The sequence below is a fragment of the Bradyrhizobium sp. Ash2021 genome (assembly GCF_031202265.1).
GTDB lineage: Bacteria > Pseudomonadota > Alphaproteobacteria > Rhizobiales > Xanthobacteraceae > Bradyrhizobium.
The window spans coordinates 1,590,621-1,604,486 of sequence record NZ_CP100604.1 but is presented as its reverse complement, the minus strand read 5'-3'; the positions used below and the strand labels follow the sequence as shown (position 1 = coordinate 1,604,486).

15 protein-coding genes are annotated in these 13,866 nt (G+C 60.9%); 11 read left to right on the top strand and 4 right to left on the bottom strand.

Features of this window, described 5'->3' with window-relative positions:
- Positions 1-104 precede the first annotated feature (104 nt).
- From mdcA to NL528_RS07685, 8 genes are all read left to right on the top strand, one after another.
- Positions 105-1,757 carry a malonate decarboxylase subunit alpha gene (mdcA, locus tag NL528_RS07720; RefSeq protein ID WP_309182105.1) on the top strand — a complete coding sequence of 551 codons (1,653 nt, stop codon included), beginning with the start codon at positions 105-107 and terminating at the stop codon, positions 1,755-1,757.
- 13 nt (positions 1,758-1,770) lie between these two features.
- Positions 1,771-3,045, top strand: coding sequence for a malonyl-CoA decarboxylase (locus NL528_RS07715; protein ID WP_309182104.1), 1,275 nt, complete (start codon positions 1,771-1,773; stop codon positions 3,043-3,045).
- 148 nt (positions 3,046-3,193) lie between these two features.
- Positions 3,194-3,973, top strand: a complete 780-nt coding sequence (locus NL528_RS07710; protein ID WP_309182103.1) for an alpha/beta hydrolase — start codon at positions 3,194-3,196, stop codon at positions 3,971-3,973.
- A 41-nt stretch (positions 3,974-4,014) separates the two neighbouring features.
- On the top strand, positions 4,015-4,440 hold the full coding sequence (locus NL528_RS07705) for an OsmC family protein (protein WP_309182102.1): 426 nt from the start codon (positions 4,015-4,017) through the stop codon (positions 4,438-4,440).
- Positions 4,441-4,654: 214 nt separating this feature from the next.
- Positions 4,655-5,071 (top strand): tautomerase family protein, encoded by a 417-nt coding sequence (locus NL528_RS07700; protein WP_309182099.1) that lies wholly within the window; start codon positions 4,655-4,657, stop codon positions 5,069-5,071.
- A gap of 73 nt (positions 5,072-5,144) precedes the next feature.
- A complete protein-coding gene (locus tag NL528_RS07695; RefSeq protein WP_309182098.1) occupies positions 5,145-5,873 on the top strand; it encodes an SDR family oxidoreductase in 729 nt (242 codons plus the stop codon).
- 152 nt (positions 5,874-6,025) lie between these two features.
- The gene (locus NL528_RS07690; RefSeq protein ID WP_309182097.1) at positions 6,026-7,003 is read left to right on the top strand and encodes an ABC transporter substrate-binding protein; all 978 of its coding nucleotides are present in this window, start codon (positions 6,026-6,028) and stop codon (positions 7,001-7,003) included.
- 246 nt (positions 7,004-7,249) lie between these two features.
- The gene (locus NL528_RS07685) at positions 7,250-7,948 is read left to right on the top strand and encodes a peroxiredoxin-like family protein (RefSeq protein ID WP_309182096.1); all 699 of its coding nucleotides are present in this window, start codon (positions 7,250-7,252) and stop codon (positions 7,946-7,948) included.
- A 229-nt stretch (positions 7,949-8,177) separates the two neighbouring features.
- On the opposite strand, the gene NL528_RS07680 is transcribed toward NL528_RS07685, so the two are convergent.
- Together NL528_RS07680 and NL528_RS07675 are read right to left on the bottom strand one after the other, a co-directional pair.
- Entirely contained in the window at positions 8,178-8,606 is a 429-nt protein-coding gene (locus tag NL528_RS07680) for a GFA family protein (protein WP_309182095.1), read from the bottom strand.
- Positions 8,576-8,758: a hypothetical protein gene (locus NL528_RS07675; RefSeq protein ID WP_309182094.1), complete on the bottom strand. Its 183-nt coding sequence runs from the start codon at positions 8,756-8,758 to the stop codon at positions 8,576-8,578. The genes NL528_RS07680 and NL528_RS07675 overlap by 31 nt, the downstream gene beginning before the upstream one ends.
- A gap of 105 nt (positions 8,759-8,863) precedes the next feature.
- Here NL528_RS07675 and NL528_RS07670 point away from each other — a divergent pair, with 105 nt between their 5' ends.
- The 3 genes from NL528_RS07670 to NL528_RS07660 all read left to right on the top strand — a co-directional run bounded on the left by NL528_RS07670 (position 8,864) and on the right by NL528_RS07660 (position 12,123).
- The gene (locus NL528_RS07670) at positions 8,864-10,219 is read left to right on the top strand and encodes a hypothetical protein (RefSeq protein ID WP_309182093.1); all 1,356 of its coding nucleotides are present in this window, start codon (positions 8,864-8,866) and stop codon (positions 10,217-10,219) included.
- Between the two features lie 72 nt (positions 10,220-10,291).
- Positions 10,292-11,353, top strand: a complete 1,062-nt coding sequence (locus NL528_RS07665) for a hypothetical protein (RefSeq protein WP_309182092.1) — start codon at positions 10,292-10,294, stop codon at positions 11,351-11,353.
- A 62-nt stretch (positions 11,354-11,415) separates the two neighbouring features.
- Positions 11,416-12,123, top strand: a complete 708-nt coding sequence (locus tag NL528_RS07660) for a hypothetical protein (protein ID WP_309182091.1) — start codon at positions 11,416-11,418, stop codon at positions 12,121-12,123.
- Positions 12,124-12,139: 16 nt separating this feature from the next.
- Here the strand turns inward: NL528_RS07660 and NL528_RS07655 are convergent, their stop codons facing one another.
- Both NL528_RS07655 and NL528_RS07650 read right to left on the bottom strand, forming a co-directional pair.
- On the bottom strand, positions 12,140-13,156 hold the full coding sequence (locus NL528_RS07655; RefSeq protein ID WP_309184823.1) for a nickel/cobalt transporter: 1,017 nt from the start codon (positions 13,154-13,156) through the stop codon (positions 12,140-12,142).
- Between the two features lie 68 nt (positions 13,157-13,224).
- The gene (locus NL528_RS07650; protein ID WP_309182090.1) at positions 13,225-13,866 is read right to left on the bottom strand and encodes a DUF1007 family protein; all 642 of its coding nucleotides are present in this window, start codon (positions 13,864-13,866) and stop codon (positions 13,225-13,227) included.

Below are 13,866 nucleotides of genomic sequence, written 5' to 3'. Positions count from 1 at the left end.
TGATCCTATTCTTCGATCAATCATATTCTAAAATATTGTTTCTTTAATCAATGAGGGCCTCCTACCTTTCGCATCAAGACAGCATTGAGCGAAGGAGGTCCATCATGTCAGGCACGTCACGACGCGGAGCAGATCGCGCCTCCCGTCTCGCGCGGGCTGCCGCGCTCAGCGGGACGAGCGGAAAAGTCTGCCCCGCCGACCGCGCGACGCGGTTGCTCGAAGCAATCATCGAGCCTGGCGACCGCGTGACGATCGAAGGCGACAATCAGAAGCAGGCGGATTTTCTCGCCGCAGCCCTGGCGAAGGTGGATCCTGCGCGGGTGCACGATCTGCACATGGTGCAATCTGTGTTGGCGCTGCCCGACCATCTCGCCGTGTTCGAGCGCGGTGTCGCGAACCGCCTGGATTTCTCCTATGCGGGGCCGCAAAGCCGCAAGCTTGCCGAACTCGTCGCTGCGAACGCGGTCAGGATCGGCGCGATCCACACCTATCTCGAACTCTACGCGCGCATGCTGGTGGACTTGACGCCGCAGGTCGCACTTGTCGTCGCCGACAAGGCCGACCGCGACGGCAATCTCTATACCGGCCCGAACACAGAGGATACGCCGACCATCATAGAGGCGGCGGCGTTCCGCGGCGGCATCGTAGTCGCGCAGGTCAATGAGATCGTGGACCGCCTGCCGCGGGTCGACGTGCCCGGCGACTGGGTCGATGTCTTGGTGCCGAGCCCGAAGCCCTATCTGATCGATCCGCTGTTCACGCGCGATCCCGCCAAGATCAGGAATGAGAACGTGCTGATGGCGATGATGGCAATCGCCGCGGTCTACGAGCCCTATCAGGTGCAGCGGCTCAATCACGGCATCGGCTATGCGACCGCGGCGATCGAACTGATCCTTCCGACCTTTGCCGCCCAGCGCGGACTGAAGGGCAACATCGCCAGGCATTTCGTGCTGAACCCGCACCCGACCCTGATCCCCGCGATCGAAGCCGGCGTCGTCGACAGCGTCTATTGCTTCGGCTCCGAGTTGGGCATGGAACGCTACGTCTCGAGCCGCGCCGATATTTTCCCGGTCGGCGCCGACGGTAATCTGCGGTCCAACCGCGCGCTCGCGCAGGTCGCCGGACAATACGCCTGCGACCTCTTCATCGGCGGCACGTTGCAGATCGACCCGCAGGGCAACAGCTCCACGGCAACGAAGGGCCGGATCACGGGCTTCGGCGGTGCGCCGAATATGGGCGCCGACCCGCGTGGCCGCCGCCACGACAGTCCGACCTGGCTGCGCGCCGGTCAGGAAGCCGGCGAAAGCCTGCGCGGACGCAAGCTTGTGGTGCAGATGGTCCAGACCCATCAGCCGAATGGCACACCGAGCTTTGTCGAACGGCTGGACGCGTTCGACCTCGCAGCCTCGGCCGGTTTTGCGCTACCGCCGGTGATGATCCATGGCGACGACGTCACCCATGTCGTCACCGAACGTGGCGTGGCCAACCTTTTGCGCTGCCGGTCGCCGCTGCAGCGCGAGGCCGCATTGCGCGCCGTCGCCGGCGATACTGAGTTCGGCAGGCGACAGCCGTCCGAAACAAGCGACAGCCTGCGCCGCCGCGGCATCGTGATGCTCCCCTCCGATCTCGGCATCGATGTCAACAGCGCAACCCGCGACTGGCTCGCGGCGCAAACCATCGACGACCTCGTGACGGCGTCAGGCGGACTCTACGTGCCGCCGGCAAAATTTCGCCGTCCCATCGTCACTCACACTTGAGAAGGAGATAGCGATGACCACGATCAGCCTGAGTTCCAGCGTCCTGTCCAACCCGAAACTGACGCCTCTCGACCGCGCGAAGCAGCTCACAGCAACGCTGCTGTCCGAACGCAGTGAGGCGTCGGGAGCGCTGTTCGCGCGGCAATTGCACGAGGTGCTGCGCGCTCTCGACGCCAGCGATCGACACGGCTTCCAGCGCTATCTCGCCACGGAGTTCCAGCCCGACAGAGCGGCGCTGCGCGTGGCGGCGGAGCGCTATCTCGCCGACGGCACGGCGGAAGCCGCGGCCGCTCTCGCACGGGCCGCCGATCCGCCCCGCCAGGAATTGCTGCGGCGAATCAACATGGCACCCGGGGGCACCGGCGCGCTGATGGCGATGCGCAGTGAAATTGCTTCATGGCTGCGGGGCGAACCGGAACTGAAGCTGCTCGACGCCGACCTCAAGCATCTGTTCACGTCGTGGTTCAACCGCGGCTTCATCGAGTTGAAGCGCCTCGACTGGCAGACGCCGGCCGCGGTGCTGGAGAAGCTGATCGCCTATGAGGCCGTGCATGAGATCAAGGGCTGGGACGATCTGCGGCGGCGTCTTGCGCCCGACCGCCGCTGCTTCGCATTCTTCCATCCCGCGCTTCCCGGCGAGCCGCTGATCTTCGTCGAAGTCGCATTGGTGCAGGGGTTGGCCACAGCCATGCCGCCGCTGCTCGCACGGGAGACGGATGAGGAGGCCGCACGGGCGCAAGCAGCGCGCGCCGACACCGCGATTTTCTATTCGATCTCCAACTGTCAGGACGGCCTGCGCGGCGTAGCGTTCGGCAATCTCCTGATCAAACAGGTGGTCGAGGAGCTCAAGGCAGAGTTTCCGCAGCTGAAGCGTTTTTCCACCCTGTCGCCGGTGCCGGGGTTTCGGCGCTGGCTCGGTCCACGGCTTGCGAATGGAAGCGACCCCGACGCCGCGCTGTTGCCACAACTCGAGAGCGGCGATTGGTGGAATGACCCGACGCAGAGCGAGAAGCTGCGCGCCCCCTTGCTGCGGCTTTGCGCCCGCTATCTGACGCGGCCGCCATCGATACGCGTCGACCCCGTGGCGCGTTTTCACCTCGGCAATGGCGCGCGGCTCGAACGGATCAATTGGCTCGGCAACAGCGCGCCACGCGGCATCCAGGAATCGTTCGGCATCATGGTGAACTACCTCTACGACCGCGACGCCATCAACGACAACCACGAAGCCTTCGTGCGTGACGGCACCGTCGTGCGTTCGCCGGAGGTCGACGCGCTGCTCCAATCGTGAACGAGCGGGGGCGCTCGCATCAGCGGCGGCAGAAAGGTGGTGAATGACGACAACAGATCAACATCCCGGCGTGCGGCACCATACCTCGGCGCCCGCGCCACGCAGCGAGACACTCCCAACTTAACCCTGACGATGAAGGAAGAGAATCGTGATGATGAATAGACGCAGTTTCTCGACGGCCCTGCTTGCTGGTGCGGCAGCTTCGTTGATCTCCACACGTGGCATGGCCGCAAATTCAACTCCGGTGAAGGCGCGCAACGTCGTGCTTGTGCACGGGCTGTTCGCCGACGGCTCGTGCTGGTCGGAGGTGATCGCGCGATTGCAGGCAGCGGGGCTCAACGCCACGGCCGTGCAAAATCCGCTGACGACGCTGCCAGAGGCGGTGGCCTCGGCCGAGCGTGTGCTGGCGCGGCAGGATGGCCCGACGGTGCTGGTGGGTCATTCATTCTCCGGGATGATCGTCACGGAGGCCGGGGTGCATCCGAACGTCTCCGCGCTGGTCTATGTGGCGGCACGCGCGCCAGATGCGGGCGAGGACTACACCGCGCTGGCGAAGACCTATTCGACGCCGCCGGCGACGGCCGGGATCGTGTTCGACGGCGATGAAGGACGCCTTTCCGAGAAGGCTTTCCTTCGCGATTTTGCCGGCGACCTGCCGGAAGCCAAGGCCAGGGTGCTCTACGCCGTGCAGGAGCCGTTCCAAAAGGCTCTGCTCACCGGCAAGACCACGCACGCGGCCTGGCGATCGAAGCCGAGCTACTATGCGGTATCAACGGAAGACCGCACGATCAATCCGGACCTTGAGCGCTTCATGGCCAAGCGGATGGGCGCCAAGACCATCGAGGTGAAGGCCAGCCATCTCTCGCTGATCTCCCATCCCGACGAAATCACGCGGCTGATCCTCGAAGCCGCGGGACAGCAAGCCTGACGACCCCAGCACATGCACAACACGAAAGGAAGCAAGGAGCCATGAAACGTTTTGGATCTGCCGCCTGGAACGGCGGCCTGCGTGAAGGCAAGGGCTCGGTCTCGACCGAGAGCCGCGCGCTGGAAACCTATCCCTACACGTTCTTCAGCCGCTACGGTGAAAAGCCGGGCACCAATCCGGAGGAGCTGCTTGGGGCGGCTCACGCCGCCTGTTTCACCATGTCGTTCGTCAGACTACTCGGCATGGCGAACTTCGTGCCGGAGCAGATCGACAGCAAATCAGAAGTCGCCATCGACAAGGACGGCGATGGCTTTTCCATCACCTCGGTCCATCTCACCGTCACCGCGAAGATACCGGGCATCGACCAGGCCGCGTTCCAGTCAATCGCCGCAAAAGCAAAGGCCGGTTGCCCTGTCTCCAAATTGATGAAGGTCGAGATTGGCTTCGGAGCCACTCTCCTCTCGTGAGTCTGCGCGGAAGGGGTGCGCAGGGTGGATCGCCGCGCTGCGCGCCTCTTATTGGAGCGGGATGAGATCAGGCTTGGTCATGTCCGGCATTGGTGAAGTAGTTTGCGCACTCAGCGGGTGTGACTGTGTCGAGGATCGACAGGATGGCGGCCAAGGCGTGCGCGCACTCAGCGCATCAACGCAATTGGTACATCCTAAACCGTGGAGACTGGAGATGCCGTTTGTAACCTTCACCGTGCGGCGCGGCCTCAGCGCCGCCGACAAGTTCCGCTTGTCGGAGGCAATGTTAGAAGCCCAGGTAGCCGCCGGCTATCACCAAGCCGACCGCTTTCACCACTTTCTCGAGGTCGACCAGGATGATCTTCTGGTAGATCCCCGCTTCCCCGACTACGCAACGGACAGAACGGATCGGTTCATGGTCGTTGAGGTAGTCATATCCAGCGGGCGGCCGACAGGAACCGCCGCCACCATTGCGGACGAAGCCGTCAGACTGTTCGGCGAGCGCCTACACCTCGCGCCTCAGGACATTCTATTCGTCTTCCACGAGGTGGAACCGAACCTCCCGCGCTTTCCTGCTGCGTTGATCAGGCGAGAGGCGACCGCGGATGCCGGGCGCCAAGGCCGTCCTTGATCCCCGACATACCGCGCTTGGGATTGCTATACTGCGGCGCGTATTGTGGTGATCCCAGCAAGGTGGTGACCCTATGGCGAGAGGATTGGAAGGCAAGGTTGCCGCCGTGACCGGGGCCGCGTCGGGCATCGGATTGGCCAGTACCGAGGCGATGTTGGCTGCAGGCGCGCGCGTGGTGATGGTCGACCGCGACGCGGCAGCGCTGAAGACGCTCTGCAACAAGCACGGCGAGGCGGTGATCCCGCTGGTCATCGACCTGCTCGATCCAAAGGACTGCGCCACGCTGTTGCCGAGAGTCCTGGAGAAGGCAGGCCAACTCGACATCTTGCATGCGAATGCGGGTACCTATGTCGGCGGCGACCTGGTCGATACCGATACCGGGGCTATCGACCGGATGCTGAACTTGAATGTCAACGTCGTGATGAAGAATGTGCACGACGTGCTGCCTCACATGATCGAGCGTCGGACCGGCGACATCATCGTCACGAGTTCCCTGGCGGCCCATTTTCCGACGCCATGGGAGCCGGTCTACGCGTCGTCCAAATGGGCGATCAACTGCTTTGTCCAGACGGTGCGGCGCCAAGTCTTCAAGCATGGCATTCGCGTGGGCTCAATCTCACCCGGCCCTGTCATCAGCGCCCTGCTCGCGGACTGGCCGCCTGAGAAGCTGAAGGAAGCCAGGGCGTCGGGGAGTCTGCTGGAGGCCAGCGAAGTGGCTGATGTGGTGATGTTCATGTTGACGCGGCCACGCGGCATGACCATTCGCGACGTGGTGATGCTGCCGACCAATTTCGATCTGTAGGCGGCGTCCTGATGTCCGTTTCCGGGGGAGGACCGGAAGTAGCCGGCCGACGCTCCAAATGACGCGAATGGACCCGGAACGGACATTCGGACGCTTGGAACGAGGTCTAAAATTGCATACGCTTAGGTCGACCGCTTGGGGTGCGATTCGCAATGCAACGGCGCGATTTTGTAAAGCTGGTAGTTGGCTGTGTAAGTGCATGGCCTCTTTCGGTTAGCGCGCAACAGGCAAAGAGTTGGCGGATCGGCTTTCTCCATCCGGGACAATCGGCCCTGGTCAGCAATCGGATCGTTGCCTTTCGGGAGGGCCTCAGTGGGTCAGCTCCCAAAGATGCAGCCGATGCCGAAATCATTGTGCGGCTTGCCAACGAGCAGTTTGCTAAATTGCCAGCTATGGCGATGGAGCTAGTCCAGCAGAACGTACAAGCGATCTGTGCAGTCAGCCCACCAGCCGTTCGGGCCGCGCGACAGGCCACCAAATTAATCCCAATCGTAGCGATGGATTTGGAATCGGACCCAGTCGCAAACGGTTGGGCCGCTAGCCTTGCGCACCCGGGAGGCAATGTAACGGGCATCTTCCTCGACATACCCGGGTTTAACGCGAAATCCTTGCAGTTACTCCGGGAAGCCGTACCAGCGCTCACTAAGGTAGCTGTGATCTGGCACCCCGTAAGCGGAAACCTGCAGTTAGAGGCTGTGCGCAAAGCTGCGGTCGCGCTCGGTGTTACTATGGAAATGCTCGAAGTTAGTAGTCCCTCGGACTTCGAACCTGCCTTCCTGGCAGCAGCAAGATCACAGTCTGGCGGTGTCCTGATGCTTTCTTCCCCGCTGTTCGGAGGTAACCCGCAGTTGCTTGCTGATCTGGCGCTTAAGAACCGTCTTCCCGCGATAAACATCTACCCCGACTTCGCGCAGAAAGGTGGTCTCATCGGCTACGGACCCGAACTGCAAAACTTATTCATGCAATCGGGCGTACTGGTACGAAAGGCACTGCTGGGCAGCCCTATCGCAGATCTGCCCGTTGAGCGTCCTACCCGCTTTCGGCTTGTGGCCAATGCTGTAACGGCACGGGCGCTCGGCCTGACCCTGCCGACGTCAATTCTGCTTAGCGCAGACGAAATCATCGAATAAGTGGCGCGACTTCCGCTGATGGCACGAAACGAACCAGACGGCGCGGTCTGGCGATGTCCGTTCCTCGGGGTAGATCGGAAGTGGTGTTTCGGGGCCATCAGGTCCGTTGATGACCCTTAGCGGAATTGGCAGGGACCCACTTGCAGCTACTCGGCGCTAAGTTGAAGGCTGACTCAGGATAGCTCGTTCCGGGTAACTCGTTTATGCTGGTCGTATATAGCTGGAAATAGCCACGGAGTAGGAAACATGAGCGAAGAAGGTGCTCGCGCGCCGCCTGCCGTCCCTCTCGCAGCTTCCCTTGCCCAGTTTACTGAAAAGCTGATCACACGACGAGGCGTCGAGCAATCCAATGTCCTGTTCGGAGGCCAGATAGGCCCCGCAACGAAGGCCTTGAGCGCGAGGACCAACGCCATCGGTGTCGGCGACAAGGCACCGCATTTTTCGCTGCCAATGGCAGAGGGCGGAATGTGGGGTCTGGGGGAGCATCTTGCCCTGGGCGAGTGCGCCTCACTGGTCGTGGTGTTCTATCGCGGCACCTGGTGCACCTATTGCAATCTCTATCTCCGCGGATTGCTCGAAGTTCGATCGCAGCTATCCGACGCTAACGCCGCCTTGATTGCGGTGTCACCGGAGGCCGCACCAGCTTCCGGTGACGATGCAAGCGCCGAGGACGCGAGATTTCCGGTTCTAATCGATCATGGTGGCAAAGTCGCTGAACAATTCGGCCTTACCTTTGAAATGGATGATGCTGCGAAAAACGTGCTGAAGAGCTCCGGTCTTGATCTCGAGAAACGAAATGCTGATGGGCGATGGATACTTCCTGTGCCCGGAACATTCGTGATCGATCGCTCCGGCAGTGTTGCCTACGCCCATGTCGATGCAGATTATCGCACCCGGCCTGAACCGCAGGAGATCGTTGCAGTGTGCCGGTCACTACGGAGCTAACCGGTATCGTATCGACGTGGGCGACAGATTAATCGAATGGAGGCACAGACCACTTCCGCTGTTGGCACTGAACTGACCTCCAGCGATGTTCGACGTGAGTCCGCTATCGGGGGCATCCCGACGGCAAACGTCGGCTTAGGTGTCCATTCCAGCCTCGGTCATCGCGTAAAGTGCGGGAGCGGCCCACCGGAAGGAAGTCTCCAAACAGCAAACCGGTGACGTAGCCGCTTCAGACCCGGGCGTGCATCAGTTCGAAAAACTCTGATGGCTTTGGAATGGTTTCATACTGCGGGACGCCGGAAGAAATCGTGTCCCACGAAGCCTTGGAGCCAACATACAAATGTACGCCAACCTCCAGGCTCATGTCGTCATCCAGCAGACCCGCGGGCACCCAATAATAGGCCGTTGTCCTCAGCGGGTTCGGGACCGGAGAGCCGCATTGCGAGCAAAAGTCGGAACGAAAGCCCGTTGGCTTCACGTAGGAAGAAATTTGCTGTTGTCCGGAAATCCAGCGAAAATTCCTCACCTCTGCGATGATTGATGAATTTGAAGAGGAGCCCCCTTGTTTGCGGCAAAGTGAACAGTGGCATTGATAAATTTTGGAAAGATCGCCGCCAATTTCAAATTCTACCTTTCCGCAAAGACAACGGCCTCGCATGGCATCCCCCAAAAATCTCCGGATAGCGCGGAATAATCTTTAGCATGAATTTCAAGCACTTCATCCGCGTTACGTCGGAAATGCCCGGTTGAACGCATCGGTTTGAACGCGACCATGTTTGCTTTTGCCTCGGGGTTGTCGCCGACGGTCAACAATTTTTTCCGTATTGCGTGATCCAGCTCACAATCGGTTCTCCGTCAACGTGATGCTCTGATGTGCGTTGCGCGGAGAGGTGAACATTCTTCCGGAGAAGACCCATGAGGCGAGTGGTTCGTCTGACCCAGCTTCTGCTCTTGTCGGGCGCGTTCCTTGGTCCGTCGGTCGCCGATGCCACTTTATCGGCCCACCTTCAGCGCGGCGAGAAGATCGTGGATCTGCCGGTGGCAGGCCGGAATGCCGAGGTCTGCGTCATCCCCAGGCATTTCGCAGGCGGCGAATATTCCGACAAGGACACCGAGGTCGAGACCAGGCTTTGCAATATCGACGGGAATTCGAACGCCGCAGTCTGTCCGAAACTCAACAGCACGAACCCGGGCCTCGATTTTTATTCGCTTCCTCAAGGTGTCGCCCGTGACGACGTCGCGGCGCGTTGCGAGGCATCGGGCGCCAAGAAGATCGCCAAATACAAGCTCAGCACGAGCTGCAGCTATACGCCGTCCATCCTGGGCTATTATCACATCTCGCGCATGCTTGGCGGCATCGGCGACGTTCCGCCGACGGTTCTGCGCACGTTCGACCTGAAAAATCACATTGCGCTCGGTCACAAAGCCCTGGACCAGACCAAATCGGGCACGCTCATCCATCAAACCTGGGCAGGCCTGATGGCGCAGTTGACGGCCGGCGCCGCAGCCGGCAGACGGGACTTCCTGCTCACCGACGATTTTGCCCAATCCTATGGCGCGCTCAGCGAGAACCCGACGAAAGAAGAGTTCTACAAGGAGTTCTTCAACGGTGGCGCAAACAATGTTGCGCGCGCGCAGAACTTTCGCAACGCGAACCCGATCGTCGGAATGCTGGCCCGCAACCCGGACATCAGTACGCTGGTGGGACGGGACTTCACGACCGAAAATGTTCAGAAGATGGTGCAGCTCAAGGATGCTGCGGACCTGATCGTGATCGACACCCTCATGAACCAGCAAGACCGCTTCGGCAATATTCACGATCTCCAGACCTATTATTATCGCGATGCCAACGATCTGAACCCGGACGGCAGCGCCAAACTGAAGTCGAGCAAGAGCCTGGCTCCCGACGAGGCTGCGCGGCTTGGCGCCGTTCAGGTCAAGAAAATGCTCCTGAAGGATAATGACTGCGGCGTCGCCAAGGATAATATCGCAAAGCAAGCGGGCCTCGCCGATCGTATTGCACACATCGATCCGGCGACCTATCGCCTCATTCTGCGTTTGGACGCTATTGCCGATGCTGCAGAGACTAGAGAGTTCTTCGTTCAGGAACTGGTTTTCACCGCCAATGATTATGCGGCCGTGCGCAAGAACCTGAAGGATCTTGCGACCAAGCTGCATCAAACCTGCCTGCAAGGCCGGCTGAAGCTCGATCTGGATCTTCAGACACACTTTTCGACTCAACCCTTGAAAGCGCAGAGTTGCGACCTCTGACGCTTCGGCAGCGGTCACTTGAAGCAAGATGTGCTTGCGAGACCGCCGGCGAGAAAACGTGGGAACCAGGCCATGGGCACGAACGCCACCAGCGCTCAATTCGATCAGGTCGAAGTGTCCAAAAACCTTTCGCAACTGATCCGCAGCAATACGCCGCACTATTGGACCTACATGAAACATCGGGCGGATCTGAGCAGCCTGAAGCCATATCTTCCGTTCGAAGGGATCGTCAGCGGCGACCCGCACATGGGCAATTTCTCGGTGCTGCCTCTGAAGCAGGTGGGCGGATCACGGCAGATGAGATATGCCGACATCGACTTTGACGATGCCGGCCGCGGACCGTTCGTACTGGACATCATTCGCTACCTGATCGCTGCAAAATCCATCGGCGGGCAAATCAAGAAGCGTCCGCTGGAAGCAAGCTATCTTGCGGGCATCGCGGGCAAAGCGCTGGATCCGCCAAAGGCGGTGCGATCGCTGCTGGCCATGCCGGTCTCCGACTATGACGACATGGCGAGGCGGTACGTCGAGAAAAACTCTTCCAAACACGGCTTTGTATTCAGAAAGGGTAAGATTGAGCAGTACAACGCGAAGATTGCCCGCGCCACGATCGAACGGCTGTTTCCCACCGAGAAAGTCATCGATCTGGCAATCCGGCCCGAAGAACGTGGCGGGAGTGTCGATCAGCTGCGCATCTGGGTCCTGGTCGAACAGCAGAAATCCCGGCGCATCGTCGAGTTGAAGCAGTACAGCAAGCCTGCGATTGCCAACTACCGGGCTCAGCCCCCGGTTCATGAATGGCTGAACGAGGTTCGCCGGACATTCTGGCCAGGCCTGGATGGCTCTGCCTATGACCTTGTCGAGCTTCCCGGTGCCGGCCTGTACTGGATTCGTGAAAAGCACGTGTCACTCATCGACCTGCCCTATTCGAGCGAAAAAAGCAGCGATATCGCCTGGCTGGATGATATCGCGCGTTACGACGCCAATGTGCTGGGTCTGGCGCATGGACGCCAGGCCGAAGCGGCTCCCTACCGCGCCGTCGTCGAAAAGGACGCCGACGCGTTCCACAATGCAACGGCACCGGTCGCCAAGGCCTATCTCGAACTTGCTCGCGGAAACTTTGAGGTCGGTTGACGATGATCTCCACGGTCACAACAGCGTGCAATTGCCTGCCCAATTAACATTCGGAGGACGCAATGTGCAAAATCGCCGGATTTTTTTCAGTGCTGTTTTTGGGTTTGTTATTTGGAGTTGGCGCCCTTGCGCAACCCGCAGTCGGAGTTGGCGCCCTTGCGCCGCCCGCGGGAACGGAAGACGCCGACATGACGAAGGAAAAACTCTTCCCGGTTGGGGGCGGCGTCGGACTCACGCACTTCCGGGTCGTCATGCCCGGAGTCCTTTATCGCGGTGGCACGGAAGGCCCGCGCGCGAGCGTCGATGGACCCCGGCGGCCGCTTCAAAATCAATCTCTCCAGGCGCTATGCAAAGCCGGCTTTTCGCAAGCGGTGTACGCGTATCGAACCGGATGGAATGGCACCGAGAATGTCAGTTGCGGCGCCAATTCGCTGCAATATGACTATCACCAGTGGGACAACCGTGTGGCCTTGAAACAGGTCTTCGTCAAATTGCATGACATCATCACTCAGGATAAGGGGGCGATGTACGTCCATTGCTGGTATGGCCTGCACGCTTCGGGTTTTATCTCGGCGACCGCGCTCGCTCAATTTTGCGGCACAGCGGGATGGGATTCCCGCAAAGCAGCAGCCTATTGGGACAGCGTGATCCCGCCCTCAATTCGTTATCCAAAAGAGCATGATGAAGTCGCAAATTTCGTGCGATTCACGGATCCTGAGCTGCAGATCTCCGATCAAGACGCGACGCGCGTTTGCCCGCCGCACAATTGAGCGCGGGCGCCCCGGTCTACAAACACGTTACCCGCTCGGCGGCGAGATAGCCGAACAGCAGGCCGAGCCCGAATAGCAGCACGAGGCCAGCGGCGCCGAATTCGATCCCGCGCATAACCAAGGTGCCGCCGCCGTCGCGGCCGGCGCTGAGGCGCTGGGCCAGGCCGCGCGCGGACACCGCTAGAATCGCGATGGTCGCGACCGTGATCGCGGTGCCGAGCCCCATGACAAAGGTCGCGGCGATGCCGGCCCAGAACAGGCCCTGCGCCAGCGCGAACACCAAAACCAGGATCGCGCCCGAACAGGGCCGCAAGCCCACGGCGAAGATCGCGCCGAGGCCGCGGCGCCAGCCGCCGGGGCCGGCGAGCTGGTCCGGCACAGGTCCATGGGAATGGCCGCAATGCTCGTCATGGACGTGATCTTCGTGGCCGTGATCGTGATGATCGTGGTCATGGTGATCATGATCATGATGATGGTGATGGTGATGCCCATGATGATGATGCGCTGCCGCCATCGCTGGTTCCGGCTTCGCCTGCAGCGCGCGCATAAAGCCGCCGCCCTTGGTCCAGACCAGCCGGGCGCCGAACGCGGCGATCAGGGCGTAGCTTGCGATTTCGATTGCCTTCTCCGCGCCGCACATGGTTTTGGCGGTGGCGTTGAGCAGCCACGCGCAGATTCCGACCACGACCACCGCGACCAGCGATTGCAGCAGCGCGGAAGCAAACGACAGCACGATGCCGCGCCGCGCGGTCTCCTGATTGGCGACCAGATAGGACGAGATCACCGCCTTGCCGTGACCGGGGCCGGCGGCGTGGAAAATGCCGTACGCAAACGAGATCGCAAGCAGCGTCCAGACCGCCGAGCCGTCGGATTTCGCGGCGCGGATGGTCGCCGATATCTCGCGATAGAATTCCGACTGCTTTGCCAGCAACCATCCGACGAAGCCGCCGACCTGCGGCTCGGCGGCCGGGCCCGGTCGCGGGCCGCCGAACGGATTCTGCGCCATCAGAGCATGCACGGCACTGTCGGCCATGACGACGGCGGCAAGTACCGCCACGCCAAGCCAGAGATGGCGCGCGGCCTTCGATCGGGGATTTGACGTCACGGGCAATCCACGGTGATCTTGTTGGCGAACATCATGCCGAAGTTCGAGCCGCCGCCCGCAAAATTCTGCTCGCCGAGCTTTTGCGCGCCGGCGGTGCCGTCATTGGGCCGCTGGAACTGCATCTTGCAGTCGGCGGGCGCGCCGACCAGTTTGATCGGGTCCTGGTCGGCATATTTGAAGTCGATGAAGAACTCGGGATCGAACACTTCGAGCGCGAGCTGCCTCGCCTTGAACGGCGTCTTCGCCGGCAAAGTGAAATGCAGCGTCAGCAATGAGTCCTTGAATTCGAGGAAGTAGTCGACCGGCTCGAGAAAATTCTCTTTTTTGCCGTCGGCCTTGGCGAAGGTGAAGAAGCGGAATTCCTTCAGCGACTCGACATTGGTCTGCGCCAGCGACGCCAGTTCCTCGCGGCTGTAGGCGCCTTTGACCTTGGCCTCGATGCCCTGCAGGGCATAGGTCGAGAACATGTCGTCAAAGGTCCAGGCGTGGCGCACGCCGGTGATGGTGCCGTCGGGCGCATAGATCAGTTCGCTCTTGGCCGTGATCCAGACGTGCGGATGCGCCTCCGCCGTCGCGGCGCCCAGCGCGACGCCGCCGGCAACCAGCAGCGCGTGCACCCAGCGTAAGGCGGCCCTCAC